The sequence below is a fragment of the Rhodospira trueperi genome (assembly GCF_900101965.1).
Lineage (GTDB): Bacteria > Pseudomonadota > Alphaproteobacteria > Rhodospirillales > Rhodospirillaceae > Rhodospira > Rhodospira trueperi.
Window position 1 is genome coordinate 159,805 of sequence record NZ_FNAP01000005.1, and the last position, 23,606, is coordinate 183,410.

20 protein-coding genes are annotated in these 23,606 nt (G+C 67.8%); 14 read left to right on the plus strand and 6 right to left on the minus strand.

All coding sequences use genetic code 11. The features are described 5' to 3' along the window. Positions 1-219: 219 nt before the first annotated feature. Together BLS85_RS08475 and BLS85_RS08480 are read left to right on the plus strand one after the other, a co-directional pair. A complete protein-coding gene (locus BLS85_RS08475; RefSeq protein WP_092785181.1) occupies positions 220-978 on the plus strand; it encodes a competence/damage-inducible protein A in 759 nt (252 codons plus the stop codon). Between the two features lie 94 nt (positions 979-1,072). After that, a complete protein-coding gene (locus tag BLS85_RS08480) occupies positions 1,073-1,321 on the plus strand; it encodes a hypothetical protein (RefSeq protein WP_092785184.1) in 249 nt (82 codons plus the stop codon). A gap of 27 nt (positions 1,322-1,348) precedes the next feature. On the opposite strand, the gene BLS85_RS08485 is transcribed toward BLS85_RS08480, so the two are convergent. Beyond that, positions 1,349-2,134, minus strand: coding sequence for a response regulator (locus tag BLS85_RS08485; RefSeq protein WP_092785186.1), 786 nt, complete (start codon positions 2,132-2,134; stop codon positions 1,349-1,351). Between the two features lie 58 nt (positions 2,135-2,192). Continuing rightward, positions 2,193-3,401, minus strand: a complete 1,209-nt coding sequence (locus BLS85_RS08490; RefSeq protein ID WP_092785189.1) for a bacteriohemerythrin — start codon at positions 3,399-3,401, stop codon at positions 2,193-2,195. 235 nt (positions 3,402-3,636) lie between these two features. Here BLS85_RS08490 and BLS85_RS08495 point away from each other — a divergent pair, with 235 nt between their 5' ends. The 4 genes from BLS85_RS08495 to BLS85_RS08510 are packed head-to-tail and all read left to right on the plus strand — an operon-like array spanning position 3,637 to position 8,962. Continuing rightward, positions 3,637-4,713 (plus strand): glycosyltransferase family 2 protein, encoded by a 1,077-nt coding sequence (locus BLS85_RS08495; protein WP_176793521.1) that lies wholly within the window; start codon positions 3,637-3,639, stop codon positions 4,711-4,713. Beyond that, entirely contained in the window at positions 4,710-6,854 is a 2,145-nt protein-coding gene (locus BLS85_RS08500; RefSeq protein ID WP_092785192.1) for a glycosyltransferase family 4 protein, read from the plus strand. The genes BLS85_RS08495 and BLS85_RS08500 overlap by 4 nt, the downstream gene beginning before the upstream one ends. A 57-nt stretch (positions 6,855-6,911) precedes the next feature. Continuing rightward, positions 6,912-7,337 carry a response regulator gene (locus tag BLS85_RS08505; RefSeq protein ID WP_092785195.1) on the plus strand — a complete coding sequence of 142 codons (426 nt, stop codon included), beginning with the start codon at positions 6,912-6,914 and terminating at the stop codon, positions 7,335-7,337. Beyond that, positions 7,334-8,962 carry an Hpt domain-containing protein gene (locus BLS85_RS08510; RefSeq protein WP_092785198.1) on the plus strand — a complete coding sequence of 543 codons (1,629 nt, stop codon included), beginning with the start codon at positions 7,334-7,336 and terminating at the stop codon, positions 8,960-8,962. The genes BLS85_RS08505 and BLS85_RS08510 overlap by 4 nt, the downstream gene beginning before the upstream one ends. Here the strand turns inward: BLS85_RS08510 and BLS85_RS08515 are convergent. Then, positions 8,947-9,909, minus strand: a complete 963-nt coding sequence (locus BLS85_RS08515; protein ID WP_092785202.1) for an ROK family protein — start codon at positions 9,907-9,909, stop codon at positions 8,947-8,949. The two genes, BLS85_RS08510 and BLS85_RS08515, sit on opposite strands and share 16 nt — an antisense overlap. An 85-nt stretch (positions 9,910-9,994) precedes the next feature. On the opposite strand from BLS85_RS08515, the gene BLS85_RS08520 reads away from it, so the two are divergent. From BLS85_RS08520 to BLS85_RS08550, 7 genes are all read left to right on the plus strand, one after another. Continuing rightward, complete coding sequence (locus tag BLS85_RS08520; protein WP_342729381.1) at positions 9,995-11,071, plus strand: MBL fold metallo-hydrolase; 1,077 nt, start codon at positions 9,995-9,997, stop codon at positions 11,069-11,071. Positions 11,072-11,175: 104 nt separating this feature from the next. Next, entirely contained in the window at positions 11,176-12,132 is a 957-nt protein-coding gene (locus BLS85_RS08525) for an exopolyphosphatase (RefSeq protein ID WP_245699146.1), read from the plus strand. A 44-nt stretch (positions 12,133-12,176) separates the two neighbouring features. Next, positions 12,177-13,466, plus strand: coding sequence for an adenylosuccinate synthase (locus BLS85_RS08530; RefSeq protein WP_092785204.1), 1,290 nt, complete (start codon positions 12,177-12,179; stop codon positions 13,464-13,466). A gap of 215 nt (positions 13,467-13,681) precedes the next feature. Further along, positions 13,682-15,769: a protein kinase family protein gene (locus BLS85_RS08535; protein ID WP_245699147.1), complete on the plus strand. Its 2,088-nt coding sequence runs from the start codon at positions 13,682-13,684 to the stop codon at positions 15,767-15,769. 62 nt (positions 15,770-15,831) lie between these two features. Beyond that, positions 15,832-16,269 carry a hypothetical protein gene (locus tag BLS85_RS08540; protein WP_092785206.1) on the plus strand — a complete coding sequence of 146 codons (438 nt, stop codon included), beginning with the start codon at positions 15,832-15,834 and terminating at the stop codon, positions 16,267-16,269. A gap of 8 nt (positions 16,270-16,277) precedes the next feature. Next, positions 16,278-16,853: a pyridoxamine 5'-phosphate oxidase family protein gene (locus BLS85_RS08545; RefSeq protein ID WP_092785209.1), complete on the plus strand. Its 576-nt coding sequence runs from the start codon at positions 16,278-16,280 to the stop codon at positions 16,851-16,853. A gap of 115 nt (positions 16,854-16,968) precedes the next feature. Continuing rightward, positions 16,969-17,598 (plus strand): ParA family protein, encoded by a 630-nt coding sequence (locus tag BLS85_RS08550; RefSeq protein ID WP_092785212.1) that lies wholly within the window; start codon positions 16,969-16,971, stop codon positions 17,596-17,598. A 7-nt stretch (positions 17,599-17,605) separates the two neighbouring features. Here the strand turns inward: BLS85_RS08550 and BLS85_RS08555 are convergent, their stop codons facing one another. Both BLS85_RS08555 and BLS85_RS08560 read right to left on the minus strand, forming a co-directional pair. After that, positions 17,606-18,544 carry an alpha-E domain-containing protein gene (locus BLS85_RS08555; protein ID WP_092785215.1) on the minus strand — a complete coding sequence of 313 codons (939 nt, stop codon included), beginning with the start codon at positions 18,542-18,544 and terminating at the stop codon, positions 17,606-17,608. Positions 18,545-18,549: 5 nt separating this feature from the next. After that, positions 18,550-19,971, minus strand: coding sequence for a circularly permuted type 2 ATP-grasp protein (locus tag BLS85_RS08560; protein WP_092785218.1), 1,422 nt, complete (start codon positions 19,969-19,971; stop codon positions 18,550-18,552). 222 nt (positions 19,972-20,193) lie between these two features. Here BLS85_RS08560 and holA point away from each other — a divergent pair, with 222 nt between their 5' ends. Then, a complete protein-coding gene (gene holA, locus BLS85_RS08565) occupies positions 20,194-21,231 on the plus strand; it encodes a DNA polymerase III subunit delta (protein WP_092785220.1) in 1,038 nt (345 codons plus the stop codon). Between the two features lie 21 nt (positions 21,232-21,252). Here the strand turns inward: holA and BLS85_RS08570 are convergent, their stop codons facing one another. Next, entirely contained in the window at positions 21,253-23,415 is a 2,163-nt protein-coding gene (locus BLS85_RS08570; protein ID WP_092785223.1) for a hypothetical protein, read from the minus strand. Positions 23,416-23,606: the final 191 nt, after the last annotated feature.

Below are 23,606 nucleotides of genomic sequence, written 5' to 3' on the forward strand. Positions count from 1 at the left end.
TGGCTCCGGAAACGGGGAAAAGCCAGAGCACGCCCGTTTTGCGGTCAGATCTCCTGCTGGCTGGACGGCGCGGGCCGGGCCTGTAAACTCCCGGGTGTGGATCGCCCTCCAGACCCGGGCCCAGGCGGGAATCGGCGGTGGAAAAGCGACCCCTGTGTTTCCGTGTGCTCAGCGGCCTGCTCCTGATCGGAACGGATCAATCGGACATCGTACGACGCCATGACTGCCGACACGCCGCCCACCGCCGCTCTGATCGTCATCGGCAACGAGATCCTGTCGGGGCGCACTCAGGACGCCAACGTCAAGTACATCGCTGGACGGCTCTCGGCCATGGGCATTCCGTTGCGCGAGGTTCGCGTCGTGCCGGACGAAGAGGCGGCCATCATCAAGGCCGTCAACACGCTCCGTGCCCGCGAGACCTATGTCTTCACGACCGGTGGTATCGGTCCCACCCACGATGACATCACGGCCGCCAGCATCGGCGCCGCCTTCGGCCTGCCGGTATTGCGTCATCCGGAGGCGGAGCGCGTCATGCGTGACGCCTATGGCGATGACATCACCGAGGTCCGCTTGCGCATGGCATCCATGCCGGAGGGCGCCGCGCTGATCGAGAACCCGGCCAGCGGTGCGCCGGGGTTCCGGGTCGGGAGCGTGTTCGTGCTGGCCGGCGTGCCCTCCATCATGCGGGCCATGTTCGAAAGCCTGGCGCCGGGCCTGACCGGTGGGCCGCCCATCCTGTCGCGCGCGGTGACCGCCACGGTGCGCGAAAGCGAGGTGGCCGAGGCCCTGTCCGCCATCCAGGACCGCTGGCCGGACGTGGACCTGGGCAGCTATCCCTGGGCGCGCGGCGGCCAGATCGGCACCACGCTGGTGGCGCGCGGCACCGACAAGGCGGTGCTGGAGGCGGTGGTCACCGACCTGTGCGCCCTGATCGACGGCCTGGGCCTGGACGCGACGATTCAGGAGGGCGGCGGGTGACGCGTTCCGCTCGGATCCAGATCAATGCGCGGAGACGGTCGGCGGGCGCAGCCTGACGCGGAACAGGCGAACCGACTTAGCGGAGACGCACGCCATGCCCCTCACCCGGCACGAACGCAACGCCATCGCCTTCATGGCGCGTCATGTCGTGTACGGCCTGACCGGCGCCGTCACCTTCGGCGTCGGCCTGCTTTGGACCGATATCGGCGGGTTGGGCACATTGGTGCTAAATTCGGATCACTGGCCCCTGAACCTTCTGATGCTGTTCGCCGGGCTGTTCGTCACCTTCGGGGGCGTGGCCATCGGTGTTGGCGTCATGACCCTGGGCGAGGATCGCTATTGATCCGAGAACGCGCCGATCCTCAAGGCGTCAGATCAGAAACAGGGTGTCCAGGGCCGAGAAAAGGTCGTCGCCGAACGCGGGGCCCTTGTGGATGATCGGTACCTGCTTGGGGATCAGGGCGAGTTGTTCGCACTCCGGGTCCAGACTGGTGATGAGCGCGACCGGCACATTGCGCGTTTCGGGCATTGCCGTCAGGCCGATGGTCAGGTCGATGCCGCTCAGGCCGGGCATGACGGCGGAGATGATGACCATGTCCGGCTTGGTGCGCACGATCAGGGGCAGGGCCTCGAACGTCGCGCTGATCTGGACCGTGCGGTAGCCGCACTGCTGCAACTCCCGCTCGACGAAGTGAGTCTGCGCGCCCGGTTCCATGACCAGCATGATCTCGACATCGCGCGCCTTGATGTCGCCGATGGCGAAACCGCGCTTGGCCGGCAGCCGGCGGACCAGGGGGGCTTGTTCGGCGTCGGGGGCGATCCGGCCTTCGGTGACGTCCAGCACGACCTCAAGGAACCGTTCCAAATCGCCGAGGATGAGTTCGGGCGAAACGTTGCGGGTTTCGGAGAGATAATCCCCCAGACGCAGTCCGAGCGCCGTCAAGGGACTGAGTCCCAGCGTGTCGCCTTGGCCGCGTAGCGAAAGCCCCAGGCGGTGGCCCGTTCGGATGGTCTCGGGCAGGCCTGCCTCGTCGTGGCGGGAGGCTTCGACGGCCATCATCAGGTCGCGGGCGGCATCGCCGACTTCCTCCAGGAACTCCTGACGCATTTCGGCCAGCACGGCCGCCGCACCGCTTGCTTCCGCGCTTTTTCCCATGGCCTTGGTCCGTGTCCGGTGAGTGTGGGCTGGCAAGGGGCTGGCGCGGGTGCTCACGTCAGGTCGGCGGCTCGGCCGCATCGTCGAGGCCGGCCAAGTCGTCGAGACCCGCCACGTCGCGCAGACTGTCCAGAAGCTCCGGGTCCACGGTTATGGACGCGGCGATGGCCTGGGCGTCGGTGTTGTGCTCGACATAGGGACGGTAGCGCATGTCCTCGCCAAGGACATGATTCATCAACCATCCGCGCAATGATACCTGAAGCTCGTGGGGATCCACCGAGTCCGGATCGTTCTGGTAGGAATCCAGCCACTCCCGGACCTGTGTTTTCAGCGAGACATGACGACCTGCGTGTTCGGACGCGCCCGGGAAGTTGGCGGCCCGCAGCAGCGCTTCCTCACGATTGAAGTGATAGGTCGTATAATCCCAAAGACTGTTGAGGACGCTGCCGACCACCCAGTTGCTTTCGGGGGCGCTGAAGGCGTGGGTCAACTGGTTGATCAGACTGATCAGGATCCGATGGTCCTTGTCCATCTCCGGAACACCGACCGACCATCGCTCGGTCCATGTCAGAAGCGGCGTGTCATTCTCGGTCCCGCCGGCCTTCTCCGCCGCCTCAGCCTTCACCTCCACGCCGATGACGTCAAGGTCCGCGTCTTCTTGGCCATCGGGGTCGCCCTTGGGGCCGGGGTCCAGCGCGACGGTTTCCTCCAAGACCGGGAGGGTGGTCTCCGGCAGGGCTTCCTCGAACACAAGGTCGTCAACATCGCTGAGGCCGCTCTCGGTATCCGATTCGACCGGCTCCAGAACCTCGAGGTCCTCGATCTCGCCGTCGTGGTCCTCCAGGACGTCCGTTGCCGGGTCTGGTTCCGGCACGGGCGGGGTGTCGGGCGGCTGAGTCGGATTGGCGTTGCCGCCGGTTCCGAAGGCAGTGGAGACCAGGGCCTCCGACCGGCTGATCGCGGTCGCCAGGTCCACATCGCCGGATTCCATGGCCTGGACACTGTCCTGAATGTGGTCGGTCAGTGTCCGCAGTGTGGCGACCAACTGCTCATTGGTCCGTTCCAGGGATTCGATCCGCTGATCTTTCTGGTGCAGGTCCTGCAGCATGGCCGTGTAGCGCTGCTCGACGACCGTGAACAACTCGTTTAGCTTGTGGAGGTGAGCCCGCCGTTGGCTCTGGTGTCCATCCAGACTGGACACGGCTTCCTGTGCCGCCGCGATGACGCCATTGGCGATTTCGCTTTCATTGTGGTCTTGTCCGCCCATGCCCGCGCGACCTCCTGCCGAGACCCTGATCACGAGGGCCAAATACTATCATGGAGAATTCGGGGGGACAAAGCGCCCATGCGCTGACGCGGGCGATCATTCGGCGGTCCCGCCGATCCTAGCGGTTTTGACGGCGGGGGGTGGACGGACGGCGTTGACGAATAGGTTGGTTAATGCAGGGGGCGTCGTCCTTGACCTGTCTTTCCAGGAGCTTCAGGGCGAGCCTGAAGGCGGGGTGGCTGAAACCGCGCGCTTGGTGGCCGAGCGATTGCACCGTCTCGCGCCGGTCGATGCCCTCCTGGCCGTGGGGCCGCCGTGGTGGCTGGGGATCGCCGCGCGGATTCGGGCGGCGGCTCTCGATCCGGATCCCCCGCGCTGGCTGGTGTGTCCCGAAGCGGACCCCGTGGCGCGGGACGGCCGGGACGATGCGCACATCCTTGCGGATTTGGATGCCCTTGCGCGGGCGGAGGCGGATTGGATCGGGCGGCCCGGGGCGCTGCTGGCGGACGTCCGGACCGCGCGGGACCTGACCGCTTGGCTGGAGAGCCTGTCCCACGCCGCCCGGCACCGCCGACGGTGCGCCGACGCGCGGCGGGTGAGCGTGGGTGTGGTCCTGGTCCACCATGACCGGCCGCGCTGGCTGGGGGCGGCGTTGGACTCGCTGCGGGCGCAGACCCGCCCGCCGGATCAGGTCGTGGTGGTGGACGCGGCCAGTTCTTGCCCGCGCGCCCGGGCGGCGCTGGATGCGCTCGCCGCGCGTGAGGACGCCTTCCCGATGCGGGTGCTGTGGCGCGCCGAGTCCAGCCTTGGGGCGGCCCGGGGCGTCGGCGTGGACGCTCTGGACATGGACTGGGTCCTGTTCATGGATGACGACAACATCGCGCCGCCCGGCGCGGTGGAGGATTTCGCGCGCGCCGCCGCGACCGAGAGCGCCGACATCTGGACATGCTGGGCGGCCCTGTTCGCGGGGGAGGCGCCGCCGAGCGGCGGTTCCGGGGCCGACGGGTGGTATCGGCCCCTGGGTCCGGTACCTGGCCTGCTGGCGCGGGGCAACAACCTGGGCGACGCCAACATGCTGGTCCGGCGTGCCGCGTTCCGGGCGTTGGGCGGCTTCGACCCCGATCCGACCGTCGGTGCGGAGGACTGGGATTTCCTCGTCCGGGCGTGGCTTGCCGGCGTGCGACAGGGTGTCATCCCGCGCCCGCTGGTGTGGAAGCGGCTCTCGCCGGATTCGATGTCGCGGACCATGGACCATGACCGGGCGCGGACCCGCGTTGTGGGGCGACTGCGGGCGGGGGGCCTGCCGGTGTGACCCGATCCGGCGAGATCCCGCGACAAGCGGACCGCGCGCGGGTCTGCCTGGTGACCACCGAAATCCTGGGCGTGACGCGCACAGGCGGCATCGGCACCGTCATGACCGCGCTGGCCGACCTGCTGGTGGGCGAGGGCCACGACGTCACCGTTCTGTGTCTCAATGGACGGCGGGTCATGGACGGTGACTTCGACGGTTGGGCGCGGCACTACCGGAACCGGGGCGTGACTCTGGAGCCGCTGCCGCCGGTCGGCGCCGATGCTGTCACGCCGCCGATGGCCGGCGTCTGGGCGCGGGGCACGCTGGCGCGGCGCTGGCATGTTCTGCGCTGGCTGGACGGGCGGGCTTTCGATCTGGTGCATTTCAACGACTGGGGCGGTGAGGCCGCCCTGTGCGGGCAGGCCCGGGCGCTGGGAGTGGCGCTTCGGCGGACGCGGCTGGTCCTGGGGCTGCACGGGGCCTCGGACTGGACCATGGCCGGCAACGCGGCGGGGTTCGCCGAACTGGAACGACTGGTCCAGATGGACCTGGAAAGGGTCGCGTTGTCGGTCATGGACGCGGTGTGGGCGCCGGGCCGGTTCATGCCGGACTGGCTGGCCGGGCGGGGCGTGGCGCTGCCGCCCGTCCGGATTATGCCGCAGCTCATGCCGGGTCCCGGGCCGTCGCGGCCGTTCGATGGTGATGGACCCATTGAGGATCTCGTGCTGTTCGGTCGCCTGGAGGATCGCAAGGGTGTGGCGGTGTTCCTCGACGCGCTCGATCTGCTGGCGGCGCGGGGTGGCGCGGGACCCCGCCGGGTTACGTTTCTCGGCCGCGCGGGCACCGTGGAGGGGGAGCCCGCCGGGCGGGTCATCGCGCGTCGGGCGCGGGAGTGGCCGTGGTCGGTGGCGGTGCTGGATACGTTGGATCGGGCGGGCGCGCTCGAATACCTGCGCGGGGCGGGGCGGCTGGCCCTGGTGCTGGCGCCGATGGAGAACTGTCCCTTGACGCTGCACGAATGCTTGGCCTTACGGGTGCCGGTGCTGGCCAGCGACACGGGCGGGATCCCGGCGTTGATCGCGGAAGGGGATCGGGCGCGGGTCCTGGTTCCTCATGAGGCCATGGCGCTGGCGGATCGGCTTGGCGCTGTCCTGGGCCGGCCGTTCGCGGCGGCGCGCCCAGCGTTCGATCCCGATACGGCGGCGGCGCGGTGGCGGGGGTGGCACCGGGACCTGCTGGCGCGGCCGGCGGACCCGCCAAGCACAAGCATCGGTTCCCGGGCGGAGGGGGCGACCATTGTGCGTCTGACGGCGCCTGATGGGCGGCCGTGCCCGGTGTGGAAGCATCTGCTTGAGGCGTCCGACCCTGAGGAGGGCGCGGTGTGCCTGCTGACCGACGCCGACGAACTGCGATCCGACGCGCTGTCGGATCTGGCCGCCGTCATGGCCCGCACTGGGGCGGATGTCCTGGCGCCCGGCTGGCGCGAGGGCGGGAACGGCGGCGGCGGTCGCGCGCGGTTGTGTCTGGACGGTGCGCCGGCGAGCGCCTGTGTGGTCAACGTGGTCGCCGGCCCCGGACTGGTTCTTGGTCCCCGGGCGCGGGCGGTGGCGGCCCGGGACTGGGACCCGGCGAGCGGGCTGTGGGGTTTGGTGGCACACTGCGAGGCGGCTGGATTGGTCTGTCGCGCCGTTCCCCTGGTCGCGGTGGAGCGGGCGCCGCCCTGGCGTGATCCGGGAACGGCCCGGGCGTTGGCGCCCCGTCTCTGGGCGGGCTTGGCGCGGGCGGATCGGGCCGAGTTGATCGCCCTGTTCGCCAGCGGGCTGTCGGCCCGTTGCGACTCGGATGGGGGGATGGGCGTTGGCGCGGCCGCCCGCCGGGTCGCGCGGCGTGACCGGCGTCGCGCGCGGGTGTTGTGGCGGTCGTGGCCATGGCGCTGGACGCGGCCGTTACGGAACATCACCCGGGCGCGCCATGGCTTGGCGCCGGAACCGCCCGAGCCGCCGCTTCTGACTGCGTCTGGCGATGCCAGCGCGGTCCTGTACGGCATGCTTGTGTCCACGTCCTGGGCGCTGATGGCCGGGCCGCGTTTGGTCGTGACCATGGCGCGCGGGGCGCGGCGCCGCCTCTTCGGTTGCGTCCGGCGCCCGCGCGTGGATAGTTGAATCGGGGGACGAACGGGGGTGGTTCAAGGCCGGTTGCACAGCGGATGGGCGTGACGGATGGTCGGAACCGGACGGGACAGCGACGGAAACGGTCTGAGGCGGGTCCTGGTGGTGGAGGACGACCCGGCCGTGCGGGGGCTTGCCGAGGTTGCGCTGCGCGATCTCGGTGGTTTTGAGGTTCTGTCGTGCGGTTGCGCGGTCGAGGCGCTTCGTCTGGGGCCCGCGTTCGATCCACAGCTCTTAGTGCTGGACATGCAACTTTCGGACCTTGAGGGGCCTGCGCTGTCGCGGGCCTATCGGGACGCTTTGACCGGCGACGCGCCGGCGACGATCCTGCTGACCGGCCGTCCCGATCTGGGAGAAAAGGTGCGTCGAACCGATCCCGGGATTATCGGCGTTCTGGGCAAGCCGTTCGATCCGCTGTCTCTGGCGGATCGGGTTCGGGACGTGTGGAGACACTGGCGCAAGGAGAGCCTTTCATGACCCAATCCCCCGGGACCGGTCGCGCGCGGGGGCAGGAACTGCTGCTGGAGAGCCTCGCGCAGTTCGTCAATGGTGTGGACGAGTACCGCCGGGACTTGGAGGCCGAGAGGCGGGCGCTGGAGGACGACGGCGGTGACCCCGGGGCGCGACTGGCGGCGGTGCGGCGCGCCTCTCGCACCGTTCACCGGCTGGCTGGGGCGGCGGGGTCCTTCGGGTTCGCGGCGGTCGGACGTCAGGCGTCGGCGCTGGAACTGCTGCTTGAGGGCGTGCTGGCGGCGAACGCGGCCCCGTCTCCGGCCGTTCTGGCACAGATCGACCTGATGGCGCGGCGGTTGACGGCCAGTGCGGCGGGGCTGACCAGGGAGCAGTCCAGCCTTCTGTCCGGCTCGGCGTCCGGAGACCGGGGGCCGGGCGACCTCGCGGGGGAGTCGCGCCGCCATCTGGTTCTTGTCGGCGCCATCGGCGGGAGCCCGTGGTCGGCGATGGCCGAGCGTCTGCGCGGCTATGGCTGGCGGGTGGACGCGGTGCCCGATGCGCGCGCGGTGGAGGATGCCGCGATGGCGGGCGATGGCCCCGCGCCCGGAATGGTTTTGGTGGATCTTGAAACCGTGCCGGACGATGCGCCCGTGATCGGGCGGTTGGTCTCGGCGGAGGGACCATGGGCCGGTGTGCCGTGGTATTGGACTGAGGCGCAGCCGTCGGCCCAGGTCAGGGCCGGGGCCGTCGGCGCCGGGTGCGCCGGCGTCATGGCCAAGCCGGTGGTGGCCGAAGCCCTTCTGGATCATCACGCGGCGGTTCGCGAGGCGGCGCGCGACGACATGCCGAGGGTCCTGATCCTCGACCCGGAACCGGCGGTGGCGGGGATGCTGGCCCATGTGCTGGAAGGGGGCGGCGCCGTGGCCGAGGTGGCCGCCGGTCCAGACGGACTGTTGCGGGCTGCCACCGGAAACGCGGAGGAGGGTGGGGTCGACGCCGTCATCATGGTGGCCAGGGAGGACGGTGCGGGGGGCGTCAACATCGTCGATCTGGCCATGGCGATGCGGCAGGACCCCGTCTACGACATTCCCGGACTGGTTCTGGTGGTGCCGACGGTCGATCTGGATCCGGTGGCCAGCGTTCTCGCACGGGGGGGCGACGTGGTGGCGGCGGCCCCGTTCGATCCGGACCTGCTGGCGGCGACGGTTCTTGGCCAGGCGGTTCGGGCACGGGGGCGGCGTCGGCGCTGCCAGCGTGAGGGACAGGGGCCGGTTCTGGTGCGTAAGGCACTTGAGCGCGTGTTGCGGCGCTGGCTTGATCGGGCGGAACGGCTTCAATCGCCGCTGGTCGTGGCCTGGGTGGCGCCCGAGTCGTCCGCCCGTGGGAAGGCGGCGGACGCCACCCTGGTGCGGTTGCTGCGCGAGACACTGCGTTCGTCGGACGTTTTCGGGCGTGGGCCGGACAACGGGTTGGCCGTGATCCTGCCCTACCTGTCCGAAGACAAGGCACTGTCGCGTCTGTCGGTGGTGTCCGACGGTCTGGCGAGACTGGAGGGCGGATGCCGCCTTGATGTCGGCGTGGCCGTCGCGGCGTCAGGCGAGTCGGTGGCCACGCTGCTGCAACGGGCGCGGCTTTACGCGCGCGGCTGATCGGGCTTCTCTTGATCGGGCCAGAGCCATGCCGCGCCGCGCACGCCGCTGGAATCGCCGTGACGCGGTGGGCGTAGACGGGTCGTGACCGTGTCGGAGAACACCCAGCGCGGCCATGCCTTCGGGACGAGGTCGTACAGCGCGTCGATGTTGGACAGGCCGCCGCCCAGGACGACGATCTCGGGATCAAGGATGTTCAGCACCGTGGCCGTGGCCCGGGCCAGCCGGTCCGCATGGCGCTCCAGGCTCGCCCAGGCGGCTGGATCGCCGGCCTGCGCCCGCTCGGCGATCTCCGTGGCGTCGAGGAGATCGCCACCGGCGCGGGCGTGATCGGCGGACAGGCCAGGGCCGCTCAGGAACGTCTCGATGCAGCCCGACAGACCACAATAGCAGGGCGGACCCGGGCGCTCGTCGTCGTCGGGCCAGGGCAGGGGATTGTGCCCCCATTCGCCGCCGATGGCATTGGGCCCGGAGACCACCCGTCCATCAACCACGATCCCGCCTCCGACACCGGTTCCAAGAATGATGCCGAACACGATTTGGGCGCCCGCGCCGGCGCCGTCCGTGGCTTCGGACAGCGCAAAACAGTCGGCATCGTTGGCTATGCGCACCGGCCGGCCCAGGACCTGTTCCAGGTCCTGATGAAGGGGGTTGCCGATCAGCCAGGTTGAGTTGGCGTTCTTGACCAGACCGCTCGCCGGCGAGATCGTTCCGGGAATCCCGATCCCGACCCGTGGGGCGGTGGCGCCGGCCTCGTGTTCCAGGGTGGCGACCAGATCGGCGACGGCCGACACGGTCGCCGCATAGTTCCCGCGCGGCGTGGGGATGCGACGCCGCGCCCGCTCAGTGCCGGCTCCGTCCAGGACGAGGCCCTCGATCTTGGTGCCGCCCAGGTCGATGCCCAGGCGGACGCATGGCTGGGTGGGGTCGGTCGCGGATGCCGTCATGAGGCTCTGATCCCGGTGTTGGAAAGGTACGCCGGCGGTGCGGAGCCGCTTGCGTCGCGGCGGAAAGCAGGCTACCACCCGGAGCATGATGACGCATGGTCCAGGCGATTCGCCAGAGCCGCGCTCCGTCGGGGCCGGCGGTCTTCACTTTCCATACAGCGAGCCGCCGGCGCCAGGAACCGCTCTGCCGGTTGCGCCGGGTGTGCTGTGGCTGCGCATGCCGTTGCCGTTCGCGCTGGACCATATCAACCTCTGGGTCCTTGAGGACGGCGACGGCTGGACGCTTGTGGACACCGGAATTGCCACCGACGAGACCCGGGCGTTGTGGGATCAGCTGCTGGCGGGACCGCTGCGGGGTCGTCCGGCGCGGCGACTGATCTGCACGCATTTCCATCCGGATCACATGGGGCTGTCGGGCTGGCTGACGGAGCGCCTGGGGGTGACACTGTGGGCCTCGCTGACGGAATGGGCGTTCGGGCGCCAACTGGCCGCCATGTCCGATCCGGAGTTCGCCGCCATCTCGCGGGGGCTGTATGCCCGGGCCGGCTGCGGAGACGACCTGCTGGATCTGGTGGAGCGGCGCGGAAATCCCTACCGGAGCCGTGTCGTGCCGCATCCCCTTTCGGTGCGGCGACTCATGAACGGCACGGATGTGCGCATTGGCGAGGCGGACTGGCGTGTGGTGACAGGGCACGGGCACTCCCCGGATCATGTCGGGTTGTGGTGTCCGCATCGCCGGTTGCTGATCTCTGGGGACCAGGTGCTGCCGCGCATCAGTCCGAACGTCAGCGTCTGGCCGACGGAGCCGGACGCCGATCCCCTGTCGCTGTTTCTCTCCAGCCTGCATCACTGGCGCGCCAGCATCGACGATGATGTGCTGGTGTTGCCCTCGCACGGCCTGCCGTTCCGGGGACTGCACGCGCGCCTGGGCGTGCTGCTGCATCATCACGACAGCCGTCTGGATGAGACGGTGGACCTGTGCCGGGAGGGACCGCGCAGCGCCATGGACCTGCTGCCCCATCTGTTCCGGCGGGAGTTGGACGATCATCAGTTGTTTTTTGCCCTGGGGGAAACGCTGGCGCATCTTCACCATCTGGCGTCTCAGGACCGGCTGTCTCGCGCGGTCGGGGCGGATGGCGTGGAGCGCTTCCGGGCCTGCTGACGATGTCCGGCCATGGACGTATCGGCGTGTCTTGGCCGGTTGCTTCGGCGGGGGTATGGTCAAGGCGATGGGCCGGGAACGGCGTGTCAGTGGAGACGGTCGCGATGTGGGGCGAAGACATGGACGAGATGGCTGGGGAGGCTCTGTTTCGACTGGTCACACGGGCCGATTTCGACGGCATCGTCTCGGCCGTGTTGCTGCGTGAGCGCGGGCTGATCGACGAGGTGGATTTTGCGCGTCCGAACGACATGCAGGCCGGCCGGGTGCCGGTGACGGATCGGGACATCACCTCCAACCTGCCGTATGTCGAGGGCGTTCATCTGGCGTTCGATCACCATGTCTCCGAGGTGACTCGGGTCGGTGCGCGTGACAATCTGGTGATCGACGGCAAGGCCCCGTCGGCGGCGCGTGTCATCTATGAGTATTATGGTGGGCGCGGGGGATTTCCGGACATAAACCCGGAGATGATCGAGGCGGTCGATAAGGCCGACAGTGCCGATTACGACGAGATGGACATTCTGGCGCCGGACCGCTGGACGATGCTGAACTTCGTCGTCGATCCGCGAACCGGACTGCATCGCTTCGCGGAGTTCGCCATCTCCAATGAACAGTTGATGCGGGACCTGACGCACTACTGCCGGCGCCACTCCATCGACGAGATTTTGCATATCCCCGATGTCGAGGAGCGGGTTCACCTCTACCTCGCCCACAAGGAAAAGGCCGAGCATCAGGCGCGTCGGCACGCACAGGTGCGGGACAATCTGGTGATCGTGGATTTCCGCTCCGAGGCCTTTCTGTATGCCTGCAACCGATTTATGATCTATGCGCTGTTCCCGGAGGCGAACATCTCCCTTTACCTGTTGCCGGGTTCGCGAGAGGGGCTGATCGAGATTGCCGTCGGCCGGTCGATCATCAACCGCTCCTCCCGCACCGATGTCGGGCATCTGATGCTGGAATACGGGGGCGGGGGACACGCCACCGCCGGCACCTGTCAGGTTCCGGCCTCCGACGCGGACGAGGTCGTGGCCGTTCTGGCCGACCGCATCGTCGCCGCCGGCTGAGGGGCGGCGTCGCGCAGTTCCTTTTTCAATATGCGGAGTCATCAATGACCAACGTCGCCGTGGTCGGCGCCCAGTGGGGTGACGAGGGCAAGGGCAAGGTGGTGGACTGGCTGTCGGAACGGGCCGACGTGGTGGTCCGCTTTCAGGGCGGGCACAACGCCGGGCATACTCTGGTGGTCGACGGTGAGGTCTACAAACTGAGCCTGCTGCCGTCCGGTGTGGTGCGCGGCAAACTGTCGGTCATCGGCAACGGTGTGGTGATCGACCCCTGGGCGCTGTTCAGCGAGATCGACCGGCTGTCGGCCCAGGGCATATCTGTTTCCCCCGATGTGCTGAAGATCGCGGACAATGCCTGTCTGATCCTGCCCATCCATGGAGAACTCGACCGGGCCCGGGAAGAGGCCGCCGGCGGCGGTCGCATCGGCACCACGGGGCGCGGCATCGGCCCGGCCTATGAGGACAAGGTCGCGCGCCGGGCGGTTCGGGTGTGCGATCTGGCCGAGCCGGAGACGCTGCAGTTCAAGCTGGACCGCCTGTTGACCCACCACAACGCCCTGCGCAAGGGCTTGGGCGCCGACCCTCTCGACGGAACGGCGCTGCTGGATCAGCTTCGCGAGGTGGCCGAGCGCTTCGGGCCGTACGTGGCGCCGGTCTGGCAGATTCTGGACGAGGCGCGGCGCACCGGGAAACGCATCCTGTTCGAGGGGGCCCAGGGCGCGATGCTGGATGTGGAGCATGGCACGTATCCCTATGTGACATCCTCCAACACCGTTTCGGGGCAGGCGGCGGCTGGCTCCGGCATGGGGCCGGGCGCGGTGGCCTACGTGCTGGGCATCACCAAGGCCTATACCACACGAGTCGGCAGCGGCCCTTTTCCGACGGAACTCCAAGACGCGGTCGGCGAGCGCCTGGGGCAGCGCGGCAACGAGTTCGGCACCGTGACCGGTCGGCGGCGTCGCTGTGGCTGGTTCGATGCGGTCATGGTTCGTCAGGCCCTGAAGGTCGGCGGTGTGGACGGCATCGTGCTGACCAAGCTGGACGTGCTGGACGACATGGACGAATTGAAGGTGTGTGTCGGGTATGAGCTGGATGGTCGGCACATCGACCATTTTCCATCCGGGATGGCCGCCCAGGCGCGGGTGCGGCCGATCTACGAAACCCTCGACGGGTGGCGGGACAGCACCAAGGGCGCCCGGTCGTGGGCCGATCTGCCGGCCAGCGCCGTCAAATACGTCCGGCGAATCGAGGAACTGATCGAGACCCCCGTGGCCATCCTCTCGACCGGCCCGGATCGCGAGGAAACCATTCTGGTGCACGATCCCTTCGCCGACTGATGCCCGGTTTTGCCGTGACGACCGATGATCGGGACGCCCGTTAGTCAGTTCGTAATGATATTGGCTGAAGAATTGTTCCGACACCGCGCGGCCCGACGGTCGTGCGTCCGTGGAGCGGTGGCGCGCATGCCCCGACGGCATGCGGGCGAGCGGGTTTTCGCTCGTCCATGGGGCGGGTGCTGGCTCGCGGCTCGTAGGCGCCGACGGCGGCTAGCGTGCTCCTTGAGAAGGGCGGGCGGATGGCGGCGGAAAAGGACAGTGTGAAAGAGGGGGCTGCCCTGGCCGGCATGGCGGCCACGGGAACCGGCCCGACGGTCGCGCTGAAGGATCGCTTCGATATCTTTTACGAAACCCCGTTGCCGTCTCTGGATACTCCGAACGCGACGGCTTATGCCGCGGAGGACAAACGCCAGAAGGGACGGGCGCTGTTCGCACTGGTGGTCACGGGCAAAATGCCGGCCCGTGTTCAGGTGATGAAGCACCTGCGTGGTGTCCGCACACCGGGATTAATGGGACTGGTGGAATGGGGCGTGGTCGAGTGGCCGCCTCTGGATGCCGTGCGCGTGGCGCTGATCTACGAGCAGCCGCTGGGCGGGCGGGTGATGACCAGCCTGACCGAGACCATCAGGCCCATCACCGATCAGCACTTCGTCAAGAATATCCTGCGTCCTCTTTGCGTCGCTCTTGGTGAGATGCACAATCACGGTGTGACGCATCGCGCCATTCGTCCCACCAATATGTACTGGACCGACGCCAGCCAGAGCCGGATCGTCTTGGGCGATTGCACCACCGGGCCGGCGGCGATGGATCAACCCGTCGTGTGCGAGCCGATCGAATCCGCGATGTGCAATCCGGAAGGACGGGGCGTTGGCGGGTACGATGACGATTTTTATGCTCTCGGGGTCACCATGGTCATGCTTCTCGTCGGGCGGGACCCGACGGCGGGGCTCGGCGAGTTGGAGATCGTCACGCGAAAGCTGCACCATGGCTCGTATCCGACGCTAGCCAGCGATCTGCGCCTTCCCCTGAACATGATCGAGGTTTTGCGCGGCCTGCTGGCGGATGATGTGGGCCAGCGCTGGGACTTCGAACAGGCCGACCTGTGGTTCAACGGGCGGCGGATGTCGCCGGTTCAGGCCCGGCCCTTCAAACGGGCGCAGCGGGCGTTCGTGTTCATGAACCAGGAGTATTTGGCGCCGCGCCATCTGGCGCATGCGATGGCCAACAACTGGGACAGGGCCATCCCGGTGGTGCTGGAGGGCAAGCTCGAAATCTGGCTGCGGCGCGGGCTGGAGGACAACCAGTTGGCCGATCAGGTGGCGATGGGGATCCGGAACGCCACGGCCTTCGGGGAAGGAAACACGTCCGCAGTGAAGGACGTTGCGTTGGCCAACGTCCTGATCGTTTTGGATCGGGACGCGCCCATCCGATATCGGGAGTTGCGGGCGCACCTGGACGGCATTGGCGGTGTTCTGTCCGCGCAGATGATCCGTGGCAAGGATACCCGGCTCGTGACGGATTTGATTATGCGCGACATTCCCAAGATGTGGCTAGGTGTCCGCGAGAAGTTTTCCCCAGAATTCGTGCAACTGACAAGCACATACAAGGAATTGAGGGAGCACCTACAGGACGGAATGAGAAAAGGTTTTGGATTGGAGCGATGCCTTTATGAAATGAACGACAACCAGTACTGTCTTAGTCCGTTGGTGTCCAGAGAATTCGTGCTGGAGATCCGGGACGTCCTCCCGGTCCTTGACAAGCTCGCCGCCCGCATGGACTCCAAGGGCAATCCCCTTGACCGGCATATGACGGCGTTCATTGCCGCTCGGTTTCCGAAGGATATCGGGCCGCAGTTGTTGGCGTTGAACGAGGATGCCCCGAAACGGTCCACGCTTGGGATGCTCAGTTTGCTGGCGGTTCTGCAATGGCGCCTGGGGCCTGAGGCGGTGCATGGGCTGTGCGGTTGGGTCGGCGGCCTGATCGGGCCTGTCATCAACAGCTATCAAAGCCGCGAGCGGCGCCGGTCACTGGAGCAGGAAGTGCCCCGACTCGTGCGTAAGGGAAGCCTTCCCGAGCTTTACAACTTCGTCGATGACGCCGACGAGCGGAAGGCCGACTTCGACGAGTTTCAGCGCGCTCGGGCCGAATGGGCCATGACGCAGCAGCAGATCCACGCCATGCAGGCCGGAAAGGTCGGCGCGGACAAGAATGCGGAACGCAATGGCCAGCGTGTCGCGGCCACCGGTTCGGTGGGGGTGGGCATCGTGACCACTGTGATTGTTCTGATGGGCTATCTGCTCTGAAGACGGTCGCCGGCTGGGACGAACACAAGGGTGAAACCGTCGTAGCAGAGGGAGCACAAGGTATGGGAGTTGGGTTCTCCGCCAAGATCGGCGGTGTGCTTCTGTTCGCGGTCGGACTGTTTCTGTTCTTGCCGACGGTCCTGTATCTGGTGGTGACCATGTTGCCGACCGCCGTGGCGCTGGTGGTGGACCGGTCGGCCAGCCGCGCCGGCTGGCTGTGCGTGGGCGGCCTGAATTTCGCGGCGGGGTGTCCCGGTCTGTTCGAACTGTGGTTCGAGGACGGGTCGTTGGAGCATGCCACGGCCATGATCAGCGACGTTTTCGCGCTGATGATGATTTACGGCGCGGCGGCGCTCGGCTGGTTGATCTACATGACCACACCGCAGATCATCGGGACCTTCATGCAGATGACGTCTGATCGCCGCATCGCCCGGCTGAAGGCGCAGCAGAAGAAACTGACGGAAGACTGGGGTCCGGAAGTGGGCCACGACGTGGACTGAGGACCGCCATGGCACGCCAATACGAGACCCTGACAGGGACACACCGGGCCTTCGTCGAACGACAGCAGATGTTCTTCGTGGCGTCGGCCGCTGCCACGGGCCGCGTGAATGTTTCGCCGCGCGGCACCGACTGTTTCCGGATCGTCGACGACCGCACCGTCACGTATCTCGACCGCACCGGCAGCGGCAACGAAACCGCCGCCCACCTGTGCGCGGACGGACGGTTGACCGTGATGTTCTGTGCGTTCGAGGGTGCCCCCATGATCCTGCGCCTGTACGGTCGCGGCCGGGTCCTGCGGCGCGGCGGAGCGGACTATGCGGCGATGCTGGCCCGGCACTTCGACGGCCGGGAACCGATTGGACCGCGCCAGATCGTCGTGCTGGACGTTGATCTGGTGCAGACCTCCTGCGGCTTCGGCGTGCCCTTGTATGATCATCGCGGGTCGCGCGATGCGTTGGACCGGTGGGCCGAGGCGAAGGGCGAAGAGGGTCTTTTGGTCTACCAGCGCGAGAAGAACGTCCGCAGCATGGATGGATTTCCAACCGGTCTGTTCGATGACACGAACATCGAATCGTCCCATTAGGGCGCATTGCGGGCGTTTGGTCTCACACAACGCGGTTCGCCCCCCGCCATTCCGAAGGGGCCGTGCGGCTGACGCTGTGTTTCCAATTCGTGCCGATCTCCACTAGGCTCATGCCATGTTCATCGTTGCCGTCGCCAACAGCAAGGGTGGGTGCGGAAAGACCACCGTGGCCACCCATATCGCCGCGCACTTCGCCGGGCGCGGATTTCGCACGGGTCTCGCTGATCTGGACCGTCAGCAGAGCGCGCGCGCCTGGTTGGGCCGTCGCCCCCAGGGTCTGTCGGCGATTTTGGCGGTGGACCTGGACGTCGAGGACGGCAAGCTGCCGAAGAAGCTGGACCGGTTGGTGGTGGACTGCCCGGCGGCCATGACCAAACAGACGGTCAAGGATGTGGTCGCACAGGCCGATACGATCATCGTGCCGGTGCTGCCCTCCGCCTTCGACGAGGACGGGACGCGCCGTTTCCTGGGTCAGCTTCTGAAACTCAAGCCGGTGCGCAAGAACCGCCGCGATGTGGCGTTCCTGGCCAATCGCGTGCGGGCGCGGACCCGCGCGGCGGATCGGCTCGACGCGTTCCTGGCCGACCTTGAGTTTCCGGTCGTGGCGCGTCTGCGTGATACGCAGCAATACGCCAATGCCGCCGCGGAAGGGTTGACGCTGTTCGATACGGCCGGCGCGCGGGTTCAGTCTCATCGCGACGAGTGGGGGCCGCTGCTCGACTTCCTGGAACGGTGCGTGGATTAAGCGGTCCTTACCGCGTTGTCTCGAACAGGAATGTCCGCGCGATTTCATTCGAAAGCTGATCGTTGCGGGTGATGACGTCCGTCAGGTAGCGGTGCAGGCCACGCCGGGTGATGTCCTGGGGCCGGCCATAGCGCAGGCGGGCGTGCATCTCGCCGGCCAGCCGGGTGCATTCCGAATTGGTGCGCAGCGTCTCCAGGATCGGCGCCGCCTCGGCGTAGCAGGCGTGCAGCGAGCGCGGGAACTCGCGCCGCAGCACCAGCAGTTCCACCACCTGACGCGGCTTGATGGTGTCGCGGAAAATGGTGCGGTAAGCCTTGAACGCGCTCATCGCCCGCAGCACCGCGCCCCACTGATAGTAGTCCACGGCCTCGTCGGCCTCGCCGTCGTCGGGCACCAGCACATGATACTTCACGTCGAGCAGTCGCGCGGTGTTGTCGGCGCGCTCCAGCATGCTGCCCAGGCGAGTGAAGTAGTAGGCGTCCGTGGTCAGCATGGTGCCGGCGACGATGCCGGTGAACAGTTGGCAGCGCTCCTTGACCCAGTCGAAGAATTCGCGAAATCCCCGTTCCACCAGCCGCGAATATTGGATGTCCTGCATCTCTAGCCACGTCGTGTTCAGGCACTCGAACACCTCGGTCGGCAACATGTTGCGTTCGGCGCGGCCGTTTTCCCGCGCGGCGAGCAGGGTGGCGCGGATGGAGGACGGATTGTCGCCGCCCAGCGCCATGTAGGCGATGACGTGTCCGGCGTTGACCTCGTCATGGCGGGCCGCGTAGGCGTCGTCCTGGCCGGAAATGATCAGCGCGGGCAGCCATTCGCGTGTCTGGTCCTGGCCGCCGGGCAACTGCGACATGCGGTGGCTGACGTCGAGGATGCGGGCCATGTTCTCGGCCCGCTCCATGTAACGGGCCATCCAGTAGAGGTTATCGGCGGTGCGACTCAGCATGGCGGTCAGCGCTCCAGCACCCAGGTGTCCTTGGTGCCGCCGCCCTGGGAAGAGTTCACCACCAGCGAGCCCTCCCGGAGCGCCACGCGGGTCAGCCCCCCCGGAACGACGGTGGTGGTCTGGCCCGTCAGAACGAACGGGCGCAGGTCCACATGGCGCGGCGCGATGCCCTGGTCAACGAACGTCGGACAGGTGGACAGCGCCAGCGTCGGTTGGGCGATGAAGTTGGCCGGATCGGCGATGATGCGCTCGCGGTAGGCGCTGATCTCCTGCGTGCTGGCCTTGGGGCCGATCAGCATGCCATAGCCGCCGGAGCCGTGAACCTCCTTGACCACCAATTCCGACAGGTGCTCCAGCACGTAGGCCCGGTCGTCGTCATGCTTCAGGAACCAGGTGGGGACGTTGGCCAACACGGGTTCCTCGCCCAGATAGAAGCGGATCATATCGGGGACGTGGTGATAGATGGCCTTGTCGTCGGCCACGCCGGTGCCGATGGCGTTGGCGAGGGTCACCCGGCCTTTGCGGTAGGCCTCGAACAACCCCGGCACGCCGAGCATGCTGTCGGCCCGGAAGGCCTTGGGGTCGAGGAAGTCGTCATCGATGCGCCGGTAGATCACGTCCACCCTGCGCGGCCCCTCGATGGTGCGCATGAAGACGACGTCGTCCTCGACGAACAGGTCATGCCCCTGCACCAGTTCGACGCCCATTTCCTCGGCCAGGAAGGCGTGCTCGAAATAGGCGCTGTTGAATTGGCCCGGCGTCAGCAGCACCACGGTCGGGGAGTCGCGGCCGGCCGGCGCGACGTGGCACAGGTTGGCCAGCAGCGCCTGCGGATAGTGGTTGACCGGCGCCACCGAGTAGGCATCGAACAGGTCCGGGAACAGGCGCATCATGATGTCCCGGTCCTCCAGCATGTAGGACACGCCGGACGGGGTGCGCAGATTGTCCTCCAGGACGTGGAAATCGTTCTCGCCGGTGCGCACGACGTCGATGCCGCCGATGTGGACATAGACCCCGCCGGGCGGCGTGAAGCCCTTCATTTCCTCGCGGTAGAACTCGTTGCCGAGCACGAGATCGCCGGGCACGATGCCGGCCTTCAGAATCTCCTGGTCGTGATAGACGTCATGCAGAAACCGGTTCAGGGCCTGGATGCGCTGGCAGACGCCTCGCGACAGCATCTTCCATTCGTCGCGGCTGAGGATGCGGGGGATGACGTCGAACGGGATCAGTCGTTCGGCCCCGGCGGCTTCGCCGTACACCGCGAAGGTAATCCCGATGCGCCGGAACAGCATGTCGGCCTGGGCATGGCGGCGCGACAGCAGGTCGGGGGCGGCGGTGTCGAGCCATGCGCGATAGGTCTGGTAAGGCGCGCGAACCGTCGCGCCCGTGTCACTCATTTCATCGAACGGTGGGGCGGTTTCCCCCATTACAAGTCCCCTTGGTCCCGGGCCGGTTTCGGCGTCGCGCGGGTTTCTGTCGCGCGAGGCGGCGTGCCTGTTTCGAAAAGCTGCCCCAGTGATGAACGAACCGTCAACGGAAAAGCGTCGGCGAAATTTTGGGCAGGGCCGCGGCGGTCAGGTTTTTCTGGACCTTTCCGGCTCGGCCCCCATCATTCCGCAGTGTCTGTTCACCCGTGCTCCGGCCCGCCCATGAAGATTCAAGCCAATAAAGCTGCCGCCTTTGTCGCCTCGCCCGATCCGTCGATGCGGGCCGTGCTGGTCTACGGCCCCGACCGGGGGTTGGCGCGCGAGCGCCTGGACGCGCTGACCGTCGCGGTCGCGGGCGACGTCAACGATCCGTTTCGGGTCACCGAGATGGCGGCCGGCGCGCTGAAGGACGATCCGGCCCGGCTGGCGGACGAGGCGGCGGCGCAGTCCCTGATGGGGGGGCGCCGGGTGGTGCGTCTGATGGACGCCGGCGACGCCGTGGCCGGCGCCGTGGAGTCGGTGCTCAGCGGCGCCGGGGACGCGCTGGTTCTGGTGCTGGCCGGCGAACTCGGGCCGCGCTCCGCCCTGCGCAAGGTGTTCGAGGGCGCCCAGGCGGCTGCCGCGTTGCCCTGCTATGTCGATGACGGACTGGCGCTGGAGCAGGTGGTGCGCCAGACCCTGCAGCCCCACGGCATGAGCGTCGGGCGCGACGCCATGGACTGGCTGCTGGGCCATCTGGGGGGCGACCGGCTGCTGACACGGGCGGAACTCGACAAGCTGGTGACGTACAAGGGCGAGGGTGGGGAAATCTCCCTGGCCGAGGTCGTCGCCTGCATCGGCGACACGGCGGCCTTGGGCATGGATGACCTCGCCCTTGCGGTGGCCGACGGCGACGACGCCACGGCGCAACGGGTGCTGGACCGGCTGTTGCGCTCCGGGACCGGCCCGGTTCAGGTCCTGCGTGGGGTGTCCCGCCACTTCCTGCGGCTGCATGTCGCGGCTGGCGCGGTGGCCGAGGGCAAGTCGCCCGATCAGGCGGTCTCGGCCCTGAAGCCGCCGGTGATGTTCAAGATCCGCTCCCGCGTGGTGGCCCAGGTGGACCGCTGGCGCGGCGCGCGGCTGGGGCAGGCGCTGGACGTGCTGCTGGAGGCCGAGGCGGACTGCAAGGGCTTCGGCCCGTCGCCGGACGTGGTGTGCGCCCGCGCCCTGCTGCGGCTGGCCCAAGGGGCGCGTTCGGGCGCGCGGGCGGGGCGGCGGTAGGTCGGCGGTGATCCGCCGTTCCTAAAGCAGCTGGGCCACGGCCGCCTGGAAAGGATCGTCGGGGGAAAGGCACTCCCGCAGGGCGTCCAGGACCTGTTCGGTGAACTCGTCCACCACGCCGTCGGCTTCCTCCTCCGGTGTGATTTCCTTGTCCACCATCGTCGCCATGTCCTCCGCGACGAGCGCCGCGAACCGCTCTGGGCTCATCATCGCGCTCACCCGTTCCCAGTATCCGGGCTCGAACCAGGGACCGGACGGGCCCCGGTGGCCGCCCGCCATCAGATCGACCATCAGCGCGGTGCCGGCGCGGATCGTCGCCTCGTCCCGCCATCCGAACCGCTCCAGGTAGGCCGGGAACGCCACCTGATGCGCCGAGCATTCGTGCTCGGTGTCGCGCCACTTCAGGTACAGCCGGAACACGTCCAGGGAGTCGGGATCGAGGCACATCAGGGTCTGCAGCGCCCGTCCGAAGCCGCCGGTGAGATCGTCGGCGTAGGCTTCTTGAAGCCGGTTCGCCTCGGGATGTCGGACCCAGGCCAGCAGCAGGCGCCGCAGGGCCGGTGCCGCATCGACGAGGTTGGCCTCGATCAGGCCCCGGAAGAACCTCTCTTCGTCCCACACCGCGCCGCCCACGTCGAAATTGAGGTGTGTCGTGAGTGCCAGATCGTTGCCCCACAACAGACTGTCGACGTCGGTCTCGATCCGGTGGGTCAGCGCATCGAGGGTTTCGATCACGGCCGGCGCGGTGAAGGCGGGCAAGGCGGCGATCGGTGTCTTCGTCACGCGTTCCACGGCCTCGGAGTTCAGCCGGTCGTCGCAGGGGGGCAGGACGGTGTCGGGGGTATCGGGCACGAGCACGGTGGCGCGCGAGTCTGGCGCTCCGCCGTCCTCGGGCGGCGCCCATTCGATCCCGTCCACGTGCAAGAGGGTCCAGCCGAACGACGGATGCCCGAGCGCCAGCGTGTTGTCATTCCGCCACGAGAGGGAAAGCTTGTCGTGCCACGACGTTTGGGTCCGGGTGCCGTCGTGGGGCCAGTGTTCGAAGCGGAACAGGGGCGTGACATGCCCGTCCAGACGCACACCCCGCACGTCCGACGACGCGAACTTCACCCAGAACGCGTCGCCCGATGGCGCCCACAGAACGTCGTCCAGAAAACCATGCAGGGCGCGCAAGGGGGCCAGCGTTTCCTCCAGCGCCGAGAGGGCCTCGGGGTCGCTCGGAAGTACGAGCGGCTGTTTCTGGAACTCGCGACCCAGGGTGTGGAGACGGGGCAACAAACCCTCAAAGGCCGGGGTTTGTCGCACCCAACCCAGATCCGCCTCCGAGAGCATGCGGACGACTAGCGAGCGCTCCGCCACCGGCGAGCCGCCGTCGATCCGCCACAACTCCAATGTCAGGCCGACACGCGGCGGGCCGTGGTCGTCGGACGGCTTGGACACGCCCCGCCGTCCGAAGGCGCGGAGCGTCCCGCCCAGTCGGCCGCCCGGAGCGCCCTTCGGAGTTCCGGCGACGGGAAGCGTGGCGTAGTCGGAGCGGAGCGCGAAACGGCCATCAGGGCTGAGCCAGCGCAGGCGGCGCTGGTTCCTGTTCCGGTCCCGGAAGGACGGGTCCTTGATGGCATGAAAGGTGGCGCGCCAGGGATCGGTGGCGATCCGCCAGATCCCCTGGTCCGGCTGGCCCAGCCGCGCGTGCCCGGAGAAGACACCGACCAGCTCCCGCCCCGTGCCCGCAAGGGTCCCGAGGTTCAGCGGCAGGCCCTCCGGCGGCGCGGTGTCCGGGTCGACCGGCCCGTCGGCCTCGGTCACCGGGCCCCACAGATCGCCGTCCCGCCGGCGGAAGCTGGAGAACGCCACCTCCTGCTCCAGCGTGTCCAGCCGCCAGACCGAAATGCAGTCGAGGCCGAACGTCACGGCGCGGCCGGCGTCCATGCGGACCAGGGAGGTGCCCCACGGCGCCAGGAACCGCGTACGGCGGGTCACGCGACGCTCGGTCAGGTCATATACGGCCAGACCGGCGTTGGGCGCGAACACGAGCACCTCGGTTCCGCTCAGGACCAGGACCTGGCGGATCGTCCCTGTCTGAAACGGGACCGCCACCTGGGGCTCCGACCCGTCGGCCGGGTGAATCTGGACGCAGGAGATGCTCTGGGTCGAGCAGATGGCGGCACGCGGCAGGGCGGGCATGGCGACGGCTCCCGTTGGTGGAGATGTGCGGACAGCGGTGAACGAGGATCACGCGGGATCGGGACAGGGACTCCGATCCGGCCCGCGCCCGACGAACCGAGGGGATCACGGTGCGGGCACCAGACATACCGAACCGGTCCCGAATACTACAAAGAGTGTGGAGAGTCAGTCGCAACGAGCGGATGACGTCC